General features: G+C 48.0%; 17 protein-coding genes. 2 read left to right on the forward strand and 15 right to left on the reverse strand.

Going from position 1 to position 22,635, the window contains the following annotated elements:
* Positions 1–12: 12 nt before the first annotated feature.
* The 15 genes from DWZ61_RS02125 to DWZ61_RS02195 all read right to left on the reverse strand — a co-directional run bounded on the left by DWZ61_RS02125 (position 13) and on the right by DWZ61_RS02195 (position 19,954).
* The gene (locus DWZ61_RS02125) at positions 13–1,293 is read right to left on the reverse strand and encodes an ABC transporter permease (protein WP_117466926.1); all 1,281 of its coding nucleotides are present in this window, start codon (positions 1,291–1,293) and stop codon (positions 13–15) included.
* Between the two features lie 50 nt (positions 1,294–1,343).
* Positions 1,344–3,062 (reverse strand): HlyD family efflux transporter periplasmic adaptor subunit, encoded by a 1,719-nt coding sequence (locus tag DWZ61_RS02130; RefSeq protein WP_117466924.1) that lies wholly within the window; start codon positions 3,060–3,062, stop codon positions 1,344–1,346.
* 83 nt (positions 3,063–3,145) lie between these two features.
* Positions 3,146–4,123, reverse strand: a complete 978-nt coding sequence (locus DWZ61_RS02135; RefSeq protein ID WP_117466922.1) for a carbohydrate ABC transporter permease — start codon at positions 4,121–4,123, stop codon at positions 3,146–3,148.
* Positions 4,123–4,857 carry a sugar ABC transporter permease gene (locus DWZ61_RS02140; RefSeq protein WP_243001503.1) on the reverse strand — a complete coding sequence of 245 codons (735 nt, stop codon included), beginning with the start codon at positions 4,855–4,857 and terminating at the stop codon, positions 4,123–4,125. The genes DWZ61_RS02135 and DWZ61_RS02140 overlap by 1 nt, the downstream gene beginning before the upstream one ends.
* Positions 4,858–5,053: 196 nt before the next feature.
* Positions 5,054–7,354: an extracellular solute-binding protein gene (locus DWZ61_RS02145; RefSeq protein ID WP_117466920.1), complete on the reverse strand. Its 2,301-nt coding sequence runs from the start codon at positions 7,352–7,354 to the stop codon at positions 5,054–5,056.
* 374 nt (positions 7,355–7,728) lie between these two features.
* A complete protein-coding gene (locus DWZ61_RS02150) occupies positions 7,729–8,502 on the reverse strand; it encodes a CehA/McbA family metallohydrolase (protein WP_117466918.1) in 774 nt (257 codons plus the stop codon).
* Positions 8,503–8,733: 231 nt separating this feature from the next.
* Positions 8,734–9,897: a phosphoglycerate dehydrogenase gene (locus tag DWZ61_RS02155; RefSeq protein WP_117466916.1), complete on the reverse strand. Its 1,164-nt coding sequence runs from the start codon at positions 9,895–9,897 to the stop codon at positions 8,734–8,736.
* Positions 9,898–9,908: 11 nt separating this feature from the next.
* Entirely contained in the window at positions 9,909–10,991 is a 1,083-nt protein-coding gene (gene serC / locus DWZ61_RS02160) for a 3-phosphoserine/phosphohydroxythreonine transaminase (RefSeq protein WP_022153863.1), read from the reverse strand.
* 149 nt (positions 10,992–11,140) lie between these two features.
* Complete coding sequence (locus DWZ61_RS02165; protein WP_117466914.1) at positions 11,141–12,550, reverse strand: L,D-transpeptidase family protein; 1,410 nt, start codon at positions 12,548–12,550, stop codon at positions 11,141–11,143.
* Entirely contained in the window at positions 12,550–14,229 is a 1,680-nt protein-coding gene (ilvB, locus tag DWZ61_RS02170) for a biosynthetic-type acetolactate synthase large subunit (RefSeq protein WP_022312208.1), read from the reverse strand. Before ilvB ends, DWZ61_RS02165 begins: the two co-directional genes overlap by 1 nt.
* 31 nt (positions 14,230–14,260) lie before the next feature.
* On the reverse strand, positions 14,261–15,937 hold the full coding sequence (gene ilvD / locus DWZ61_RS02175) for a dihydroxy-acid dehydratase (protein WP_117466912.1): 1,677 nt from the start codon (positions 15,935–15,937) through the stop codon (positions 14,261–14,263).
* A 53-nt stretch (positions 15,938–15,990) separates the two neighbouring features.
* Complete coding sequence (gene leuB / locus DWZ61_RS02180; RefSeq protein WP_117466910.1) at positions 15,991–17,073, reverse strand: 3-isopropylmalate dehydrogenase; 1,083 nt, start codon at positions 17,071–17,073, stop codon at positions 15,991–15,993.
* Positions 17,074–17,281: 208 nt separating this feature from the next.
* Positions 17,282–17,605, reverse strand: coding sequence for a preprotein translocase subunit YajC (gene yajC / locus DWZ61_RS02185; RefSeq protein WP_172594732.1), 324 nt, complete (start codon positions 17,603–17,605; stop codon positions 17,282–17,284).
* Between the two features lie 134 nt (positions 17,606–17,739).
* On the reverse strand, positions 17,740–18,873 hold the full coding sequence (gene tgt / locus DWZ61_RS02190) for a tRNA guanosine(34) transglycosylase Tgt (protein ID WP_117466908.1): 1,134 nt from the start codon (positions 18,871–18,873) through the stop codon (positions 17,740–17,742).
* Complete coding sequence (locus DWZ61_RS02195) at positions 18,857–19,954, reverse strand: M15 family metallopeptidase (protein ID WP_117466906.1); 1,098 nt, start codon at positions 19,952–19,954, stop codon at positions 18,857–18,859. Before DWZ61_RS02195 ends, tgt begins: the two co-directional genes overlap by 17 nt.
* Before the next feature lie 338 nt (positions 19,955–20,292).
* On the opposite strand from DWZ61_RS02195, the gene aroC reads away from it, so the two are divergent.
* Both aroC and DWZ61_RS19900 read left to right on the forward strand, forming a co-directional pair.
* Positions 20,293–21,390, forward strand: a complete 1,098-nt coding sequence (gene aroC / locus DWZ61_RS02200) for a chorismate synthase (RefSeq protein ID WP_118505040.1) — start codon at positions 20,293–20,295, stop codon at positions 21,388–21,390.
* Positions 21,391–22,635 (forward strand): hypothetical protein (locus tag DWZ61_RS19900; RefSeq protein WP_207664169.1); only part of this gene is annotated, 1,245 nt, incomplete at its 3' end.

The raw sequence follows: 22,635 nt of genomic DNA on the forward strand, positions 1-22,635 counted from the left end.
GTGTCTGTTGTTTTACGACTGCTGTTCCTCTTTTGTCTCCTCAGGTGTCTGCGTTTCCTCTGTCTGCATGTTCATTGTCTGCGCTTTCTCCGGCTCTTCCGAAGCTGCATCCGCAGGCTCTGCTCCCTCCGCCGGTTCATCCGTCAGCCAGGAGAATTCACTGTCTGCATAAGGGTCTTCCTCCAGCTCCCGTTCCAGTTCCTCCAGGACATCCCTCTCCTTGTGGGAGTGCTTTTTCTCCCTGCGGCGTTCCACAGCCCGCTCTGCCTGATCCTTACCGGTATGCCATACATCCTTCAAAGTCCAGCCCTTATGACGCCACCAGTGTACAAAGCACCAGATAACGGTCACTACCGGATATAATGACAGAAGCAGCATAAATACTGTCAGTAATGCAATAATGTCTTCATAGCCTCTCGCCAGATTCTCCCAGTAGGGGTAGATGATGGCTTTGCCGTTCATGGAACGCGTTCCGAAGGCAAGGATTGTTTTGATCCGGTTGGGCAGGGAATAACGTCTGCTGTTTTCCACGATCTCAACGTTTTTCTCGTCTATGCCGATTCCTTCTTTTACTTTGCTGTAGGCGAACTCATCCACAGGGTTCGGCATCACGATCTCGTAATGGTTGATTCCGTTATTCGTACCATAAGCAGACAGTGTCTCATAAGACACATAGACCACCGTGGAATTCAGTCCCGCTGCTTTATCCATTCTGCTGTCCGGGCGCTGTACCACACCGGTGACGATATGGGGAACATTGCCGATATATACCGTCATTCCCACCACATCATTGGAGCCGAACAGCTGCCAGGCCGCATCCTGATCGATGATACAATAGTCCTGCATCAGATCGTTACCGGAAAAATAGGAGCCTGTGATCAGTTTTAACGGATGGAACATAAAAAAGTCTCCGCCGATACCGATGGCATTGGCATCCAGCGTATTTTTCCCGTTGACCAGGGTGATCTTACCGTCTGCGCTATAGGCATCCACCCAGAGTCTGGCACTTGGATTCTCGGAGGTCTCTGTAATCGAGGCCTCCTGCAGCACATTTTTCAATGAATATTCAAAGCTTTGAATGGTATCCTCCGTCACTTCTGCTTTGGAGGAGAAAAAGCAGCTGATCTGTGCCACATCCTTTTTTTCACTCCATCGTCCGGCCATCTGCTGGGCATCCTGGGTATTTGCCAGATGGTTGGTCCATCCCAGCAAAAGCAGGAACAGAAGAAAGGATACTACTGCACTGCAGTACCATATGCATTTCTTTTTATTCTGTATTCGAATCCGAAACATCTGATCTGTTTCTTCCTTCCTGTTAAATTATTTTCCGTCTGAAAGACCTTTTATGAATTATTTGCCAGTCTGACCAGCTTTCCTGCCTCTACCGGCTGGGTAGATGTCGTAATGACAAATTCATAGCCATATAAAGCTCCGCTCACTGCGGACTGGGTGTCATCACTTGCCAGTACCTCCACATCCACACGGGTCGCCACATAACGGTTACCTAAGGGGCTGCTCTTGGATTCCACGATCAGGATAAACTTACCGTTACTGTCCTCACGGATGGCACTGTTGGGTACGATCAGATCGTAATTGGCACTCTTCTGTCCCACGGATACATTTAAGGACTGTCCGGGTGTCACTTCATCTCCGGTGATATCAAAGGTCAGCAGCTTCTTCTGTCCGGGATCTGTGGTATCCGGCTTGATGCTGGCCAGTGTAATATCCATATTACTGTATCTCCAGGAGTTCACCAGGTCTGCCTTATCTCCTACGGAAAGTCTCTTCGCCTGATCATTGGTCACGGAAAAGCTCATGGTAAAGCCCTTACCCTCCGGCTGCATGGTCACCAGTGCAGTATCCGGCTGTGCCTCGTCTCCTGCCTTGACAGTTACACTGGTAATGGTACCCGAAATAGGGGCATCGATGCTGGCGCCTACCGCATTCTCCTGCAATTTTGCGATCTCATCACGCTGTTTTTGCAAATCGTCTAATTTATAATCCAAATTCAGTTCATTAGAAATATCTGTCAAAAGCTGGTCTCTGGTTGCTGTCGCCACATCCAACTGAGCTTTACGCTTAGTCAATTCTGCTGCCCAGTTATTTTTTTGTACTTCCAATGAATTAGAACTATTTTCTTTACTATTACCCTTATCCGAAAGTGCTTTTTGGGCATCCGATAAAGCTTTCACCTTATCTTCATACGCTTTTACTTTATCCGGATTGTTATTGATAAATGCCTGTTTTTCATTAATTAATTCCTGATATCTGGCACTATTTGCTGTAGCGACATCAAATTCTTCCTGCGATACTACTCCAATAACCTCGTTTCCCGATACCGTTTCCGTAATTCCTTCATGCCATTTTTTAATAATCGCATCACAAGCAGCCTTTTCATTTTGCCACCTAGTAATATCGTCTTTAGCAATCTTGATTTCATCACTGTCCAATGTTGCCTGTGCTGTATTCACCTTTGCCTGCTCCGAACTGGTATCTGGATCTCCACTCGCTTTCACATTAGCCTGTGCTGTATTTAGTTGATCGATAGCATTCTGTGCTTCATCCACCAGTTTTTGCCATTTATTAATTTCTGCTTCCGCTGCTACGATTCTGCTCTGATATGTTGCCATGGAAGAAACATTACCGCTCTGCACATTATTATAAACGCTATTTGTAATATCTTTTCCCAACATTGCAAGTTCAAACTGAAGTCTTGCTTCATCCAGGGCCTTCTGTGCATCCGTCAGTTCTTTACTTTCTTTATCTTCCAATAGCAGCAGGGGAGCTCCCTTCTCTACCTTATCCCCGGTCTTCACCAGGACACTGGAGATGGTACGGGTTTCCGTTATCTTCACATTATAGGGATCTCCACTCTCCACCGTGCCGGTTCCGCGGATCTTCGCCGTGATGGTGCCGGACTGTACATATTGTGCCGCAACCTCCGGAAGGGAATAGTTCATAAATGTATTGGAAAAAAATGTCAGCACCAACATTACAGACAAGAATATAATGGCTGCATTTTTAACCCATTCTCTTCTCTTTTTTCCACCGTTCTCGTTCATCTTGATTCTCCTCTATACTTCACTTTCTATCTGTATTCCGGCAGTCGGATCCATGCCGGTATATCCTCAAAAAATCAGTGATCCTAGCCTTTGACACCGCCCTGGTAGGTAATTCCGTCTACCAGATATTCTTCTCCGTAGAGAAATACCAGAAGACTGGGCACCATGTAGATCGTAGCCACGGCGAATGCCAGTCCGATCTCTCCGGAATTGATCTTGCTCAAGAACACGGACAAGGGATGCATCTCCGCATCGGATAACAAGATCAGCGGCTGCTCCACCATATTCCAGTAATCGATAAATACAAGGATGGCTGCGGAACACAGCGCACCTTTGCACAATGGCATACAGATCAGCCGATAGATCTGCCACTCTCCGGCACCGTCAATCTGTGCCGCCTCCATGACCCCCACAGGAATTCTCTTCATGAACTTCGTCAGCAGATAGACTGCAAAGGGTGAAAAGATCCCGGGCAGCCAGATGGCCCAGTACGTATTTAATATATTCAGCTTTTCCGCCACCAGATAATTGGGTACCAGCGTTACCTGATACGGCATCAGCATCAATATCACATAGGAAAAAAATACCAATGACCTCAGCTTCCCCGAGTACCTGGCGAATCCATAAGACGCCAGCGATGCCACGATCAGCTGAAACAGTACGATCGGTCCCACCAGGATCACGGAATTCCAGAATTTCAGCAGATATTCCGGGCTTTTCAAAAGTACCGTAGTATACTGGCTGAAGGATACAATATCCGGAATAAATTTCAAATTCACTTTTTCGGAAATATAGACCTTGCCGCCCTTATCATTCGTGGCAAATACCGAACCATAATTCGCTGATATCTCCGAAGATGACATGAAAGAATTGGTGATCGTCAGAACGATCGGCATCAGGAACAGTATGGCAAAAAAGGCTGCGATCACTGTTGCTATGCTGATGCGGATATTTTCAAATAGTTTTTTTCTGCGTTTATACCTGGCCGCCCTCTTCGTCTCCTGCGAAGCAGGTCTTCTGGATGGGGCTTTTGCCGGTGTACCTGTGTTGTTCTGCTCCATCAGCCTTCCACATCCTTTCCGAAATGATTTTCCACTGCGAACAGAAGTCCGATGATCACAATCATGACTAAGGACATCAATATGGCCGCTGCAGACAGCGTCTGATAATCCAGACTCTTGAACTTATTGTTCATGAAATGCTGCAGCATATAGATGGAGTCATAAGGGTAATCCGTGGTCAGCAGATAGATCTCACGGAAGATCTTAAATGAGCTGATCAGGGACATGATCGTCACAAACAAAAAAGTCGAGGACAGATACCGGATCTTGATGTAAAAAAAGGTCTGCAGCGGTGTTGCGCTCTCCAACCTCGCCACCTCCAGCAGCTCATTGGGAATGCTGGCCAGGGCTGCCATGAACAGGATCATATTATATCCAAGATTCTTCCACAAAAACAGGATTACGATAACAATGATGGAATAGCTGGACTTCAGCCAGTCAATCTTCTCTATGCCGAAGACTCCCAGCAGATCATTGACTGCACCGTTATAATGAAACAATACCTGCCAGATCAACACGATGGAGGCTACCGGTACCATCATGGGGCTTAAGAAAAACGTACGGAACTGGCTCCGGAACGGAAGTTTGGATTCCAATACAATGGCAAGCAGCAGGGACAATACCACTGCCAGCGGTACGGCAATGGCCGAGAACACAGCAGTATTATGTACCGCTGTACGGAAAGCGGCATTCTGCACTACATTTCTAAAGTTGTCTAAAAAGACAAAATTCATACTGATGGGATTGTCCACCAGGGAATAAAAGATCACAACCAGAAAGGGTAGAAAAAAGAACGCAAGAACTCCAAGGAAGCTGGGGGCTATAAAAAGCCCCGAGCTCCTCTTGAGTTTTCGCATTCTTCTATCTAATTTGTGATGCTTATGCGTATGTTTCACATGCTGTCTGCTCACGATATTTTAAGCCTTTCCTTTATCTGTTTTCATTCACATAGACCTGTACACGGCTCTGAATGACACCTGCCACATCCGCTACGGACTTCTGACCTTTGAAGAATGCTTCCGCTTCCTCCGTGATGATATTGGTGATCTCATCATTACCGGTTGCACTGGAAGGTTCAGCCACACTGATCAGCTCCTTCAGAATATTGATTTCTTCCTCGGTAGGAGTGTGATAGGTGTACTCCCAGTCTCCGTAACTGATGCCGGAAGTACCGTCCTCCGGAATCGGATTCCCGTTCTCATCCAGGATCTGCTCACCGTTTTCATCTGTCATATATGTCACATTCAGTGCCTTCTCCACCATATCATCCAGTGCAGACTTTCTGGCGGGAAGTCCATAGGAATATAGATCATCAAACGGCTGATTCAGGTAGTTCTCAATAAATGCCCATGCGCCGTCCTTGTTGGAGGATTTGGCGGTAATCGCATACAGCTCACTGGCCTGCATATAAGTACCGCTGCCACCGCCGGAGGTAGGATATCCGATATAGGTTACCGGCTCACCGAACATAGCTTCCTCCTCCTGAATACTGTTCAGCTGATAGATGCCTGTCATATTCAACAGTACTTCACCGGACTGGATCTTCGCCGGTGTAGATCTGTCATCATTCTGCCAATCATACTCTTCAGGGAAGGTATTGACAAATTCCAGTACTTTCTGGAAATCTTCCGAATCAAAGCTGCACTTTCCCGTCTCCCAGTCAATATAGCTGTCCAGATCATAGGCTAACAGTGTGTACAGCATACCGCTCTTGGTCATGCCCTCAAACAGGGAAGCACCTTCGTGCTGGCCTGCATAGGCTATAATATCGTCAATGGTCCAGCCCTTCTTATCACCTACTTCGGAGGTCTTGCCGACGATCGTGTTTAAGGTGAAGCTCTTCGGAATTCCCACCAGTTTTCCGTCAAAGGTATAACTGTCTACAATATTTTCAAAGAAATCGTCCTTGCTTAATACACTGCTCTTCTCCAGATAAGGTGTCATATCCTCGAATACACCCTTGGAAGCCAGTTCCTTGACATCCAGGTTGGACAGATCCAAGATATCCGGGCACCCGGCTCCGGAGGTAATATCATTGTTCATGGCTGTAATGCCATCCGCCCAGGAAGTTTCGGTCCAGTTATTATCATCGATATATGTTTTAATATTGACATGATATTCATTACTCTGCTTGTTGAAGGCTACGGCTGCTGCCTGAAGGCTCTGGGAGGTATACAGGGTTCCGATCGTGATCTGGGACTTCTGTGCCACCTCACTGGCCTTGGTTCTGGTCAGCTTCACCAGGTCAGTTTCCCCTGTGTTCCAGTCATTGACTACTGCCAGGATCTTACCATCTGCGGTGGCTGCGGCATAGGTAACATAACTGCCGTTAATATCACTGTCCAGCCAGCTCAGTATTTCGGTAGTCTTCTGGTCTGCGAGACTATAATCATACAGGGCAGTATCCGTATTCACCAGAAGATCATTTTCTATTCCGGCACACAAGCCTCCGTTGCCGTTCGTGTTCGGGAAGTTATCATATGTCTGTCCCAATGCTTTGCCGTCAAAGTCGATCTGGGATAGCTTCACGTTGCCGGATTGGTCATAATAAGCCAGGTATACCTTGCCGTCTTTTGCTTTTCCCATGCCCTGGATCCACTGGCTGTCCGTCTGCACAGCTCCCTGAAATTGTCCGTCACTGCCAAACAGCCGGATCAGTGAATCAGAGCTGATATAAAATCTGCCCTGGTCGTCCAGGCACATGCTGCCCACATAAGAATTGTTCTCATCCTGCTGCATGATGTCCGTGATATCCTGTGCCATCAGTTCCGTACCGGATGCATCGTACTTGTGCAATACCGTCGTCTGCTGTGTATAAGCGTCATCACCTTCTGTGGCATTCCACTCAAATTCCGCAGTATAAATATTACCTTCTGCGTCTGCCTGCATGGAATAGATCCCACCGCCGTCAGCATTAATGGTGATCGGCAGGTCCTCCCTGGAACCGTCTGTCAGCGAATAAGCTCCAAGCACGACCTTGCTCTCACCGGAAGCTTCATCCCATTGGTAATTTGTATAATACAGCTTATCTCCCTGTACTGTCATGTTACTGTAGCTGGAATTCGTATTATCATCCAACTCCAGGTATTCGGGAACATATACATATTCCTTCTGTTCTGTCTGTCCCACCTGATTCGATCCATCCTGCCTGCCGCAGGCTGCAAGCGACATTGCCATAACGGATGCCAGTGCGATCGCGGTTGCTTTTCTGCCCCTTAAATTTTTTCTCATATATTTCTCTCCTCTTAATTACAGGTAGCGCCTTACGCTCTTCCCCTGAAAGCAAGTTCTACGGAACAATCCATATTTCTTACTTATCTATGCACATTATACCCTATTTCTATAGTAAAAGCATCTTAAGAATTTATGAACTCAGATTACGATGTGTATAAAATTGTATAAAAAAGGTAACTATTCAGAACCCCATTCGCAAAACCGCCTCTGCGAGGCTTTTCTGAATAACATGCTTGCATGTTATTTGCTCATAGTGGTTACTTCGCCCTATAAAGATTATCAATTGCTCTTACGAATGCAAGCATTCGACGCTCATTTGATAATCTTTACATGGCTCTGAATAGTTACAAAAAAGTATAGGCCCAGGGGACCTATACCATCTTATGCATTTCCGTTTTTCTTCTGTGATGCCGGTACAGGCTTCCCAGTCTGTTATAGAACCAGAAGGACTGTACCAGAATATTATTGGCTTTTCCGATCTTCTCTTTGGTAGTACCCCGGTAATAGGATCCTCCGCATTTGATCCCTTCTCCCAGCTTCACTGCCCGGATCAGATCGGATTCACAATGAATCTGCTCCGGGATGTCAGTATACGCCATACCGACACAGTCCGTTTTGTGAGCATCGCTTCCACCGAAGGCTGGCAGTGCGTACATTTCCGCCAGTACCTTTGCACAATGGTTGCTCTCTACGCTCTCACAGGCATTGAAGCCTTCCAGAAAATCAAACTGATTCATCACCGCCATCTGATTCCGCTTCTTCAGGGTATTGGTAAAGCTTAAATATTTCTCACCGCAGGGATGTGCCGGCCCTAATATTCCACCGTTCTTATGCACGATATCGATCAGGATCTGCACCGGCAATCCACGAAGCTCCAGAATTTTCAGCTTAATGGTCTCCGGCATGATCACCAGAATATGTCCTGCATCAATGGTATCGTATTCAATCCCCTTCAATACCACAAAATCTTTAAATTTTTGATCTTTTATATTTCGTTTCCACGTGCGGTAACCATTATAAGAATTATGATCACTGACCAGCATACCGTTAAAACCCTTGCGGATCAATTCCGCAATAAAATCGTCAATAGGAACCTTTCCATCCATAGATCCTTCTTTTGTATGACAATGCATATCAAATTTCATCTGTTTTGTTCCTTCTTTCTCTTGTGGCTTACGTCTTTGGTCCATGCCAAGTATAACAGATTCCCTCATATCATACAACGCTTTTACGAAAAAATGTCTGTAAGTTTCTGACATTTTACACTGATTTTACCACTATTTCCGCTGTTTTTGGCATTACACCGGAAACGTAAAGCAGGCACCGGCCTTTTATAGCCGATGCCTGCATATTTTTCTGCTATTCAGACAAATGTCTTACTTTACCACACGTACGCGGAAGACACCGTCGATCTTCTGTAAGGATTCTACCAGATCCTGTGTTGCCGCATTTTCAATATCCAGCATGGTATATGCCACTTCACCGCGGGATTTATTGGTCATATCGGAGATATTGATGTTCTTCTCACCGATCACTGCGGTAAACTGATTCAACATATTGGCAATATTTTTATGGAAAATTGCAATTCTTCCGGCCTGACTGCATACGCCCATATCGCAGGCAGGATAATTTACGCTGTTGCGAATATTGCCGTTCTCCAGATAATCCATCAGTTCTTCCACAGCCATCTTCGCACAGTTATCCTCGGATTCCTCGGTGCTTGCGCCCAGATGAGGGATCACGATACAGCTGGGCTGTCCTGCTGTCGTAGGATTCGGGAAATCAGATACATAACGGGCTACCTTGCCACTCTTTAATGCCTCCAGAACATCTGCCTCATTTGCCAGCAGATCCCTTGCAAAGTTTAACAGGACCACGCCATCTTTCATTTTGCTGATAGCTTCCTTGTTGATCATACCCTTTGTGGAATCCAGAAGCGGTACATGTATCGTAATGTAATCACAATCTGCATAAATTTCTTCCACATTCGTCACATGCTTGACAGAACGGCTTAAGTTCCATGCAGCATTGACAGATACATAAGGATCATAGCCATAGACCTCCATACCGAGGCTTACTGCTGTATTGGCCACCTTAACGCCGATAGCGCCCAGACCGATGACACCTAACTTTTTGCCCATTACTTCCGTACCGGCGAATTTCTTCTTTTCTTTTTCTGCGGCTTTGGCAATGTCAGCGTTGTCTTTGGATGCCTTGACCCATTCGATACCGCCTACTACATCACGGGCAGCTAACAGCATACCAGCGATCACCAGTTCCTTTACACCATTGGCGTTGGCACCGGGAGTATTGAATACTACGATACCCTTTTGGGCACATTTATCCAGAGGAATGTTGTTGACTCCGGCACCGGCTCTCGCTACTGCCAGCAGATTTTCCGGCAGATCCAGCTCATGCATGGAAGCACTGCGGACCAGAACGCCCTCTGCGTCATTCATATTATCGATTACTTTATAGTCTGCTGTCAGACGATCCAGTCCCACTTTGGAAATGGGATTCAGGCAATTGATCTGAAACATTTTTCTCCCCCTTAAGCGTTCTCCGCTTCAAACTTCTTCATGAACTCTACCAGCTTCTCCACACCTTCGATGGGCATCGCATTGTAGATACTTGCTCTCATGCCGCCTACGGTTCTGTGACCTTTCAGGTTCTCGAAGCCTGCCTCCTTCGCCTCTTTGACGAATTTGGCATCTAACTCCTCATTACCGGTAATGAACGGAACATTCATCAGGGATCTGTCTTCCTTGCGGACGGTTCCCTTGAACAGCTTGCTTTCATCCAGGTAGTCATACAGGATCTTCGCCTTTTTCTCATTGCGCTCCTTCATTGCTTCCAGACCGCCCATCTTCTTCAGCCATTTAAATACCTTGCCGCAGATGTAGATGCCATATGCGGGAGGCGTATTGTACAGAGAATCCGCATCTGCATGGATCTTATAACGAAGCATGGTCGGTGTACCGGGAAGCACATCCTCAGTGATCAGGTCCTCACGGATGATCACGATAACCACACCTGCAGGTCCGATATTTTTCTGTACGCCGCCATAGATCACACCGTATTTTGTCACATCTACCGGCTCGGATAAAAAGCAGCTGGATACATCTGCAACCAGAGGCTTACCCTTGGTATTGGGCAGGGTCTTGAATTTCGTACCGTAGATGGTATTATTCTCGCATATGTACACGTAATCGGCATCCTCGCTGATGGGCAGATCGGAGCAATCGGGAATATAAGAGAAGGTCTTATCCTCAGAAGAAGCGATCTTATTTGCCTTGCCGTACAGGGAAGCCTCCTGATATGCCTTCTTCGCCCACTGACCGGTTACGATGTAGTCTGCCACACGGTTCTTCATCAGGTTCATGGGGATCATGGCAAACTGCTGGCTCGCACCGCCCTGCAAAAACAGTACCTTATAGTTGTCCGGGATATTCATCAGTTCTCTGAGATCAGCTTCCGCTTCCTTAATGATCGTATCATAGGCTTTAGATCGATGGCTCATCTCCATTACGGACATGCCGGTTCCTCTATAATCCAGCATTTCATCGGCTGCTTCCTGCAATACCTCCTCAGGGAGTACTGCAGGGCCTGCGGAAAAGTTATACACTCTTGCCATTTTCAAAGACCTCCTCGATATTTTCTAAATTTTTTATAAAAAGCATAGGTATAGAATAAGCTTTTCATTTGCTTTAGTCAACTACATTGTTAAATTATTTTCAAAATGTTCGCATCCCGCACACATTTTGTCAGAAAATGTCTGTTTTATTAATAAAACATTACGACAGGGGTACCGATCTGTACCATGTCGTACAATTCTTCCATTTTGTCCTTCGGTGTATTGATACAGCCATGGGAACCGGCAGTCTGGTAGATGTCCCCGCCGAACTCTTTTCTCCAGCTGGCATCGTGGATACCGATGCTGCCCTTTACAGGTACCCAGAATTTCACAGGGGAGGCATAGCCCGGTCCCCGCAGTACTCTGTCCTTCTGCTTGTTATAGACGAAATTCACCCCCTCCGGTGTTCCCATACGTCTGCGCATGTTGCCGGTCACCACATCCGTCTCCAGCCGCAGTTCCCCCTTTTCATAATAGTACATTTTCTGTTGTGTCATATCCACTTCGATATAGGTATCTCCGATGTCATCCCTGCCATAGCAGAAAGCTTCTCTCTCGTAAGTGGGAACATGGGACTGCTGTGTCCCCGTATGTACACCGGCATCCAGCAGATGCTCCATCAGGTATGCAGTCTCTTTTTTCTGATCCAGCTTGCTTCCATAGGTGCCGCCCTCGATGGTGATCACATCTCCTCTGGTACTGTGGAATTGTCTGGTACGGCCATAACCGTCATACTTTTCGGCCAGCTGCCCTACATACGCCGTCACGGCTTCTTCATCCAGTACAAAGTTACCGGTCTGATCCGTCACCGGCAGACCATTCTCCGTCACCAGAAAAGAGGCACAGTCCGCTGCCGTCACCGGATGTCTCTCCTGTCCAAAGCAATAGACAATATCACAGCTCTGATAACGTTCAATCTCCTTCCAGAGATTCCGCAGAGTTTTCTGGTTCTCATTTGGAGTGATGTCATAATAACAGCCACTATCTGACAGGTTTAACGTCTCCTGCCCGTTTTCTACTGTGTTCTCCAACGCCAAAAAAGCCTTCTCCAAGTCAATGCGTCCCGCAAGTCCATCCGTGAAGACGTACTCGCCCGACGTATCCCGGGCAAGGCTGTAATCCTTGTTCTTCTGTTGTTCGGCCCGTACAAATTCCAGAGAATCATAAGCTCTCCGAAGCCCATCCACATCCACGGTCACTGTGGGAGAAAGTTCCCTCCGGGAGTGAAACAGAACATTGTCCACCCACAGGAACGGATTCTGTTCCTGCCGGTAATGTTCCAGTACGTTACTGTAATCTGCCTGATAATCTGCTTCCGCAAGAGAGATTGTATACTCTGTCCCCTCTCTGTCCACGATGACAATATTCGGAGCCTCTGTACGCAACAGAAGCTCCGAATTCACTTCCTCCACCGTTTTTCCGGTACAGTAGACACCGTTGATCCAGGTATTTACAGAGAAGCCTTCTCTGTAATAAAATGCCAGAATAAAATATCCGGTCAGTAATAACAGCAAAAATAAAAGTACTGCCAAAACTAATCTTTTCGTCGTCTTTTTCATCAGGACTGCCTTTTCAAATCATCTCCGTCAAACACTTCGCTGATGGGGGCTCCTGCCGGAACCATGGGGAATACCTTATCATCCTCCGGGATCATGCACTCGATCAGTACCGGTGCTTTCAGGGCAATGGCCTTCTCGATGGCCGGTGCCACTTCTTCCTTTTTGGTCACGCGGATGGCGGTACAGCCCAGTCCTTCTGCCACCTTGCAGAAATCCACCTTATCCTTCAGTACTGTCTGGGAATAGCGTTTTCCATAGAACAGTGTCTGCCACTGTCTTACCATGCCCAGCACCTGGTTGTTAATGACCACCTGGATGATGGGAATGTTGTAACGGCTGGCAGTAGCCAGTTCGTTCATGTTCATGCGGAAACATCCGTCGCCTGCAATGTTGATGCAGACCTTATCCGGCTGTCCGATCTGCGCACCGATGCAGGCTCCCAGACCGTAACCCATGGTACCTAATCCTCCGGAAGACAGGAAGGTACGGGGCTTCGTATAATGATAATACTGTGCCGCCCACATCTGATGCTGTCCCACGTCTGTGGTGATGATGGCTTCTCCGTTCGTTACACGGTCAATCTCCTGCATGATATAAGGACAGGACAGATTTTCGTCATCGTATTTCAGGGGATATTTTTCCTTCAGTTCCATTATATGCGCCATCCACTCCGGATGTTCCTGTTTCGACAGGCAGGCATTCAATTCGGTCAGAGTCTTCTTCAGATCTCCTACCAGAGATGCATCCACACGGATATTCTTGTTGATCTCCGCAGCATCCACATCCAGTTGGATGATTCTTGCGTTCTCTGCGAACTTCTTCGGGTTACCCGTCACACGGTCTGAGAATCTGGCTCCCAGTGCTACTAACAGGTCACACTCACTGACGCCCAGATTGGAAGTCTTGGTGCCGTGCATACCGATCATTCCTGTATAGCGCTCGCTTCTGCCGTCAAAAGCGCCTTTTCCCATCAGGGTATCGCATACCGGTGCATCGATAAGTTCTGCGAACTCTGCCACCTCCGCACTTGCTCCGGAGATAATAGCACCGCCGCCCAGATAGATATACGGCTTCTTTGCCTTATGTATCATTTCCGCTACCAGCATCAGTTCTTCTCTGGTGTAGCGGGTCACTCTTTCCTCCGGCTGAATGGTCACAGGTGTATACTCGCAGGTTGCCGCAGTCACATCCTTCGTAATATCGATCAGCACAGGGCCCGGTCTGCCGCTTCTGGCAATATGGAATGCCTTGCGGATGGTATCTGCCAGGATCTCCACATTTTTCACAATATAGCCATGCTTCGTAATAGGCATGGTCACGCCGGCGATATCCACCTCCTGGAAGCTGTCCTTACCGAGTAAAGGCAAGGTAACGTTGGCGGTGATCGCTACCATCGGTACAGAATCCATGTAAGCCGTAGCAATACCAGTGACTAGATTCGTGGCGCCGGGACCGCTGGTAGCCATGCAGACACCTACTTTTCCCGTAGCTCTCGCATAGCCGTCCGCCGCATGTGCCGCCCCCTGTTCATGGGAAGTCAGAATATGTTTGATCTCCCCACTGTGCTTATAAAGTGCGTCATAAATATTAAGGATTGCTCCGCCGGGGTAACCGAATACGGTATCTACCCCCTGCTCCTTCAGACATTCTACCAGAATTTCCGATCCCGTTAACTGCATTTCAAAATCCCTCCGGTTATTTAATGATTGCTTAGTTCTTCTGAGAAGGTGCTTCCAGTACCGCACCACGGTTGCCGCTGGTCACCAGTTCATGATATCTTGCCAGATAGCCTGTGGTGATCTTGGGTTCTCTGGGCTGCCATTTTGCTCTTCTCGCTGCCAGTTCTTCGTCAGATACCAGTACATCCAGCTTGTTCTCCGGGATATTGATACGGATGATGTCTCCCTCTTCCACCAGTGCGATCGGGCCGCCCACTGCTGCCTCAGGGGATACATGTCCGATGGATGCTCCTCTGGATGCTCCTGAAAAACGTCCATCCGTGATCAGTGCCACGCTGGAACCCAGTCCCATTCCTGCGATGGCAGAAGTAGGATTCAGCATCTCACGCATGCCGGGGCCTCCCTTGGGGCCTTCGTAACGGATTACCACTACGTCACCTGCCACGATTCTGCCGGACTTAATGGCATCAATAGCATCCTCTTCACAGTCGAATACTCTGGCAGGGCCCTCGTGTACCAACATCTCCGGTGCCACGGCAGATCTCTTGACCACGCCGCTGTCCGGTGCCAGATTCCCCTTCAGTACAGCGATACCTCCGGTCTGGGAGTAAGGATTTTCCACAGGACGGATGACTTCCGGATTCTTGTTTACACAATTCTTAATATTCTCGCCTACGGTAGTGCCGTTTGCTGTCAGACAATCGAGATTCAAAAGTCCCCTCTTGGACAATTCGTTCATTACCGCATAGACACCGCCTGCTTCATTCAGATCTTCCATATAAGTAGGGCCCGCCGGTGCCAGGTGGCACAGGTTCGGAGTCTTGGCGGAGATCTCGTTGGCGATCTCCAGATTCAGTTCCACGCCGGCTTCTCTTGCAATAGCGGGCAGATGCAGCATAGTATTCGTGGAGCAGCCCAGCGCCATATCTACCGTCAGTGCATTCTGGAATGCTTCCGGTGTCATAATGTCTCTGGGACGGATATTTTTCTCTACCAGTTCCATGATCTTCATGCCGGCATGTTTTGCCAGACGGATACGCTCGGAATATACGGCAGGAATGGTGCCGTTGCCTCTCAGTCCCATACCGATAGCCTCGGTCAGGCAGTTCATGGAGTTCGCGGTGTACATACCGGAGCAGGAACCGCAGGTAGGACATACCTTTTCCTCGAATTCAGCCAGTTCATCCATAGTCATGGTACCGGCTGCCACACTTCCCACTGCCTCGAACATAGAGGATAAGCTTCTCTTCTGTCCGTGTACATGTCCGGCTAACATGGGACCGCCGGATACGAAGATCGTAGGAATATTCACTCTGGCTGCCGCCATCAAAAGTCCGGGAACGTTCTTGTCACAGTTGGGAATACACACCAGACCGTCAAATCCGTGTGCCATAGCCATGCACTCGGTGCTGTCGGCAATCAGATCCCTGGTCACAAGGGAATATTTCATTCCCACATGTCCCATGGCAATACCGTCGCATACAGCGATGGCGGGGAATACTACCGGCATACCACCTGCCATGGCTACGCCCATTTTTACAGCTTCGGTGATCTTATCCAGATTCATATGTCCGGGTACGATCTCATTGAAGGAGCTGACGATACCGATCATGGGGCGTCTTCTCTCTTCTTCGGTAAATCCCAGGGCATTGAACAGACTTCTGTGGGGTGCCTGGGCAGTTCCTGTCTTTACAGAATCACTTCTCATATCTTTGTCTCTCTTTCTCTTCTCTATTCGCAAATGTAACCGCTTAATTGTTGTCAGATTCTTTCTGCCAGAAGGTCGCCCATCTCGGTACAGCCTACCCGCGTGCAGCCCTCAGACATGATATCGCCGGTGCGGAAGCCGTCCTGCAATACTTTCTTCACCGCTGCCTCGATGGCATCTGCTTCTTCATCCAGGTCAAAGCTGTAACGAAGCATCATAGCCGCGCTTAAAACAGTGGCGATAGGGTTTGCAATATCTTTACCGGCAATGTCCGGAGCGGAACCGTGGCTGGGCTCGTAGAGACCGAACTTTGTATCGTTCAAGCTGGCACTGGCTAACATTCCGATGGAACCGGTCACCATACTTGCCTCATCGGACAGGATATCTCCGAACATATTCTCTGTCAGGATCACATCAAACTGTGCGGGATCCTTCACCAGCTGCATGGCACAATTGTCTACCAGCATATGTTCCAAAGTAACGTCAGGATAATCCTTCGCGACCTCTTCCACGACCTTTCTCCACAATCTGGAGGAATCCAGGACATTGGCTTTATCCACGCTGGTAACTTTCTTTTTCCGCTTTCTGGCAATATCAAAACCTTTGATAGCAATTCGACGGATCTCGTTCTCATCGTAGGTCAGGGTATCAATAGCTTTTCTCACACCGTTCTCTTCGATAGTCTTACGCTCACCGAAGTAAAGTCCGCCGGTCAGCTCTCTCATGATCAGCATGTCAAATCCGGCTTTGCTGATCTCCTCTTTCAGAGGGCACGCTGCTGCCAGTTCATCGTAAAGTACTGCGGGTCTTAAATTAGCAAACAGATTCAATGCTTTACGCAGTGCCAGCAGTCCCGCCTCGGGACGCTTCTCGGGAGGAAGCTTGTACCAGGGAGAGGTAGTAGTGTTGCCGCCAATGGATCCCATCAGCACCGCATCTGCCGCTTTGGCATACGCAATCGCTTCCTCGGTCAGAGGTACACCGTGGACATCAATAGAGGCTCCACCCATTAAAATATCCTTATAGATCATTTTATGACCATATTTATGCGCAACTTTGTCTAAAACTTTTTTCGTCTCCCTGACGATCTCCGGTCCGATGCCATCGCCGGGAATACAGGTAATATGTAACTCCATAGTGTTATTTTCCTCGTTTCCTGTGATATTTCCTGTATTTTTACGTAAAATACTTATTTCATAATAACTGATACAGTACTAAATTTCAACATTGAAAATTAACATAAATGCAAATTCATACATTAAAATAGATCAACTTTGTTTGGATTTCATAGATATAAAAAAGAAGCAACACCATCTTCTGGCATTGCTCCTTTTTCACTTTTTCTTAGTTCTCGCCGGGCTTCTCTACCTTGCTGATGGCAGATTTTTCCATAGGGATACGGCAGTTCTTGTTGTTACCGAATTCTACGATCACAGTATCATCGGTAATATCGATCACGATACCATAGAAACCGGAAGTGGTCAGAACGCAGTCACCTGTCTCTAAGTTGGACAGCATTGCAGCTACTCTCTTCTGTTCCTTCTTCTGCGGTCTCATGAAGAAAAACCACATTGCACCGATCAATACTGCATATACAAGAAGCATAACGATCATGCTGGTTCCGGAACCTGCTGCAGCAGCCTCTGACTCAGTTAATAAAATACCCATTTGTTCCTCCATTCCGGCGTGTTACGCCTGTAAAACTTTCTGTACAAGTAAGTATGATACACAAAAATAGCTTAAGGGGCAAGTATTTTTGTATAAAATTGTATGAAATTCCTCTAAACTCCGACAGTTGCAGCTTATTCCAACGGTGTTGCCATGGAATCCAGCTTCTGTTTTTTATATTCTGCAAAACGGCCTGCATCCAAGGCATCACGGATCTCCGTCATCATAGTATTATAAAAATACAGATTGTGGAGTACACAAAGACGCATACCCAGCATCTCTTTCGCCTTTAACAGATGACGGATATAAGCTCTGGAGTATCTCTGGCAGGCAGGACAGTTGCAGCCCTCTTCGATGGGTCTGCCATCCAGTTCGTATTTGGCATTAAACAGATTAATCTTTCCATGGTTGGTATATAAATGTCCATGGCGTCCGTTTCTCGTCGGATATACACAGTCGAAGAAATCAACACCACGTTCTACACCCTCCAGAATATTAGCCGGGGTACCTACACCCATAAGGTAGGTTGGCTTTTTCACCGGGAGATAAGGTACCACCTCATCCAGAATGTGGTACATTTCCTCATGGGTCTCTCCAACTGCCAGACCGCCGACTGCATAACCGTCCAGATCCATCTCAGCGATCCGCTTGGCATGCTCGATACGGATATCTTCATAGATAGCACCCTGATTGATGCCGAATAACAGCTGGTGTGGGTTCACCGTATCCTCTAAACTGTTCAGGCGCTTCATCTCCGCCTGACATCTCTGCAGCCATCTGGTGGTACGTTCCACGGAATTTTGTACATACATCCGATCTGCCTTACTGGGGGCACACTCGTCAAAAGCCATGGCAATGGTAGATCCCAGATTGGACTGGATCTGCATGCTCTCCTCCGGACCCATGAAAATCTTGTGTCCGTCGATATGAGAGCGGAAAGTTACGCCCTCTTCCTTGATTTTGCGCAGCCCCGCCAGAGAAAATACCTGAAATCCACCGGAATCCGTCAGGATCGGTTTGTTCCAGGACATAAATTTATGAAGGCCGCCCATCTGCTTGATGATCTGGTCTCCCGGTCTTACGTGTAAATGATAGGTATTGGACAGTTCCACCTGGGTCCCGATCTGCTCTAAGTCTGCTGTGGACACAGCGCCCTTGATGGCAGCCACAGTTCCCACATTCATAAATACAGGTGTCTGGATCACGCCGTGTACAGTGGTAAATTCGCCTCTCTTGGCACGTCCTTCCTGTTTAATCAATCGATACATCTTCTACATATTCCTCCCAGAATTCTTCTAACGAGATTCCCTGTTCCATGATCACCGTTGCTGCGGCCTTGCCCACATAACGAAAATGCCAGGGTTCATATTCGATTCCCGTGATGTTTTCCTTGCCTTCAGGGTATCGTAAAATAAAGCCAAAACGACAGCTGTTGGTTGCCAGCCATTTTCCTGCTTTCGTATCTCCAAAGCCTTCGTCCAGCGACATATAGTCGTTGCAGACAATGTCCAGTGCCAGACCGATCTGATGCTCACTGGCTCCCGGTACGGTCACCGCCTGACTGGACAGCTGATACGCCTCCATATAGGACATACCACGCTTCATATACCGCTCGATCTTGCGGTTAAACAACATCTGCTGATATTCCAGATCCCGGTATGGAGAGCAGATGGTCAGATTCACACCGTCCTCTTCCGCCGCTTCCAGCATAGCCAGCAGGTCTTCCAGAATTCTCTTGTCGCACTGCATCTTTCCTTTGATGGTACCTAGCTGGAACGTATAATCATCCGGAATGGAATTCTGTTTGTTGATCAGAACCAGACGCCAGTCATCGGAACGGAATTCCTCCTGCTCTGCGTTATCGTCTTCTGTCACACTGCCGTCTTCTCCGGTCTTCTCAGCATCCGCATTCTCGCTCACAATAGCCTCGGACGCCTGCAGAATATCGGAAGCGTCATACTTATCCACCAGTGCATACCCATGGGAAGTGCTGTTGTAATCCGACTGTTCCAACACATCCTCATCCTCCAAAAGTTCCAGACCTGCCATATCCGGTTCCTTTTCCTCTGCCAGAGAGATGTTCTGGGTGTCGGTATTTTTCAGTTCATAATCCGTTCCGGTATCCTCGGTGATAAAAGCCGGAAAAGAAAAGCTGCTATAAACCGCAAACAGGAAAAAGGTACCGAGCATCACTGCAAAACGCTTTCCGTTGTTGTGACAATAATTCCGGATATGAAAAAAAGACATCACAAAAAACAGCAGCGGCACTGCTACCGCTCTGTTCCATTTGTTCTTTCTGCCAAATTTCAGAAGTTTCGCTCTGGCTTTTTCTTCCGTAGTTTTTTCCATTCCCGTGTCGACCTTTTACTTCCCGTTAGTACTTATGTCATATGATAGCATATTTTGTTTTGTGTTGCATCCTTTTTCTATAAAAAAGTTGCGATTTTTTCAGTAATTGCGTATAATTTATGATAAAAAGTAACTATTCTGACCTCTAAGGATCGTTAAAACTGATATGTCATGCTTGCATGTAAATAGCAGTTTTATGGTTCGTAGGGTGACTCGAATAGAGTCACCGCTCCATAAATGAGCAAAATTAACTGTGCAGCAACCAGAACGCACAATTCATCGTGCGCTTTTGCGAATGCATGGGTGAGGTTCTGAACAGTGGAAAAAGGAGAACTGTCATGGCCGGTTCAACATTTGGTAACATTTTCAAGATCACTACCTGGGGAGAATCCCACGGAAAGGCACTGGGTGTCGTCGTGGACGGCTGTCCCGCCGGACTTCCTCTCTCCGAAGAAGATATTCAGAAATATCTGGATCGCCGTAAACCCGGCACCAGTGCTATCACTACACAACGTAAAGAAGCCGATCAGGTGGAGATTCTGTCCGGTGTCTTTGACGGAAAGACTACCGGTACTCCCATCTCCCTGATGGTCCGCAATACCTCCCAGATCTCCGCAGATTACAGCGAGATTGCAGAGAATTACCGTCCCGGCCATGCAGATTACTGCTTTGATGCCAAATACGGTTTTCGGGATTATCGGGGTGGTGGCCGTTCTTCCGGTCGTGAGACCATCGGGCGTGTGGCGGCCGGAGCTATTGCTGCAAAGATTCTGGAACAGATGGGTATTACCGTATTCGCCTATACCCGTTCCATCGGCCCCATCGATGCGGATCCTGCAAAATATAACCGGGACACTGCCCGTTCCACCATTACTGCCATGCCGGATGCAGAGGCTGACGAAAAGGCCTGTGCTTATCTGCACCAGGCCAGAGAAAACTGCGATTCCGTTGGTGGCTGCATGGAATGCCTCGTGGAAGGTCTTCCCGCCGGAATCGGAGACCCTGTTTTTGAGAAACTGGATGCCAATCTGGCGAAGGCCATTATGTCCATCGGTGCCGTCAAGGCTGTGGAGCTTGGTGACGGTGCCGAAGCAGCCCGCCATACCGGCAGCGAGAACAACGATCCCTTCCGCATGAAGAACGGTAAAGTTGTCAAGACCAGCAATCATTCCGGCGGAACTTTAGGTGGCATGAGTGATGGCAGCCCCTTACTCATCCGAGCTTACGTGAAGCCCACTCCTTCCATCTTCCGCCCCCAGCAGACTGTGAACTGCTCCGGTGAAAATACAGAGCTTACCATCCGCGGCCGCCACGATCCCATCATCGTCCCCAGAGCTGTAGTCGTCATGGAATGCATGACCGCCATCACCGTCCTGGATGCCATGATGATGAATATGTCCGCAAAGCTGGATTCTCTGGTGGAATTTTATCGGTAAATGGAAAGTTACGCGAGCAATGAGCCGCGCATAGGCATAGTGAAGACAGCGATGGGCGCTTGCGCACAATTCGCTGTCTTTACTTATGCCGAGATGCGGCGAACGCCGCGATATGAAATAAGATTGGCAGCGTTTTTTGCTGACAATCTTATGAATAGCGTGGCTCGTTGCGGAGGGTTTTATCTATGGGACATAGTAGAAGAAAAATGTAGATTACGCCCTGCTTGTCAGGAACTTCCGGGGCTCAACAGAGAAAAAACACGAATTACGCCCCGCTTGTCGGAAACTTCCGGGGCTCAACAGAGAAAAAACACGGATTTCGCCCCGCTTGTCGGAAACTTCCGGGGCTCAACAGAGAAAAAACACGGATTTCGCCCCGCTTGCCAGGAACTTCTGGGGCTCAGCAGAGAAAAAACACGAATTTCGCCCCGCTTGTCGGAAACTTCCGGGGCTCAACAGAGAAAAAACACGAATTACGCCCCGCTTGTCGGAAACTTCCGGGGCTCAACAGAGAAAAAACACGGATTTCGCCCCGCTTGTCGGAAACTTCCGGGGCTCAACAGAGAAAAAACACGGATTTCGCCCCGCTTGTCGGAAACTTCCGGGGCTCAACAGAGAAAAAACACGGATTTCGCCCCGCTTGTCGGAAACTTCCGGGGCTCAACAGAGAAAAAACACGGATTTCGCCCCGCTTGTCGGAAACTTCCGGGGCTCAACAGAGAAAAAACACGGATTTCGCCCCGCTTGTCGGAAACTTCCGGGGCTCAACAGAGAAAAAACACGGATTTCGCCCCGCTTGTCGGAAACTTCCGGGGCTCAACAGAGAAAAAACACGGATTTCGCCCCGCTTGTCGGAAACTTCCGGGGCTCAACAGAGAAAAAACACGGATTTCGCCCCGCTTGTCAGGAACTTCCGGGGCTCAACAGAGAAAAAACGTAAATTACATGGCATTTCGTAACGTAAGCTATAATAAATGCCGCGATGCCCACCGCGGAAGGATGTTCCGTTTGCTGTGGACGTTCGTGGATTTGAAACTACCATCCGCAATGAGCCACGCTATTCATAAGATTGTCAGCAAAAAACGCTGCCAATCTTATTTCATATCGCGGCGTTCGCCGCATCTCGGCATAAGTAAAGACAGCGAATTGTGCGCAAGCGCCCATCGCTGTCTTCACTATGCCTATGCGCGGCTCATTGCTCGCGTAACTTTCCATTTACCGATAAAATTCCACCAGAGAATCCAG

Origin of the sequence: Clostridium sp. AF34-10BH (assembly GCF_003478095.1) — a bacterium.
In the GTDB taxonomy this organism is placed as follows: domain Bacteria; phylum Bacillota; class Clostridia; order Lachnospirales; family Lachnospiraceae; genus Acetatifactor; species Acetatifactor acetigignens.

Coding starts and splice junctions, on each gene's coding strand:
- DWZ61_RS02125 (WP_117466926.1), bottom strand. CDS start 1,293: ATGTTTCGGATTCGAATACAGAATAAAAAGAAATGCATATGGTACTGC.
- DWZ61_RS02130 (WP_117466924.1), bottom strand. CDS start 3,062: ATGAACGAGAACGGTGGAAAAAAGAGAAGAGAATGGGTTAAAAATGCA.
- DWZ61_RS02135 (WP_117466922.1), bottom strand. CDS start 4,123: ATGGAGCAGAACAACACAGGTACACCGGCAAAAGCCCCATCCAGAAGA.
- DWZ61_RS02140 (WP_243001503.1), bottom strand. CDS start 4,857: ATGAATTTTGTCTTTTTAGACAACTTTAGAAATGTAGTGCAGAATGCC.
- DWZ61_RS02145 (WP_117466920.1), bottom strand. CDS start 7,354: ATGAGAAAAAATTTAAGGGGCAGAAAAGCAACCGCGATCGCACTGGCA.
- DWZ61_RS02150 (WP_117466918.1), bottom strand. CDS start 8,502: ATGAAATTTGATATGCATTGTCATACAAAAGAAGGATCTATGGATGGA.
- DWZ61_RS02155 (WP_117466916.1), bottom strand. CDS start 9,897: ATGTTTCAGATCAATTGCCTGAATCCCATTTCCAAAGTGGGACTGGAT.
- serC (WP_022153863.1), bottom strand. CDS start 10,991: ATGGCAAGAGTGTATAACTTTTCCGCAGGCCCTGCAGTACTCCCTGAG.
- DWZ61_RS02165 (WP_117466914.1), bottom strand. CDS start 12,550: ATGAAAAAGACGACGAAAAGATTAGTTTTGGCAGTACTTTTATTTTTG.
- ilvB (WP_022312208.1), bottom strand. CDS start 14,229: ATGCAGTTAACGGGATCGGAAATTCTGGTAGAATGTCTGAAGGAGCAG.
- ilvD (WP_117466912.1), bottom strand. CDS start 15,937: ATGAGAAGTGATTCTGTAAAGACAGGAACTGCCCAGGCACCCCACAGA.
- leuB (WP_117466910.1), bottom strand. CDS start 17,073: ATGGAGTTACATATTACCTGTATTCCCGGCGATGGCATCGGACCGGAG.
- yajC (WP_172594732.1), bottom strand. CDS start 17,605: ATGGGTATTTTATTAACTGAGTCAGAGGCTGCTGCAGCAGGTTCCGGA.
- tgt (WP_117466908.1), bottom strand. CDS start 18,873: ATGTATCGATTGATTAAACAGGAAGGACGTGCCAAGAGAGGCGAATTT.
- DWZ61_RS02195 (WP_117466906.1), bottom strand. CDS start 19,954: ATGGAAAAAACTACGGAAGAAAAAGCCAGAGCGAAACTTCTGAAATTT.
- aroC (WP_118505040.1), top strand. CDS start 20,293: ATGGCCGGTTCAACATTTGGTAACATTTTCAAGATCACTACCTGGGGA.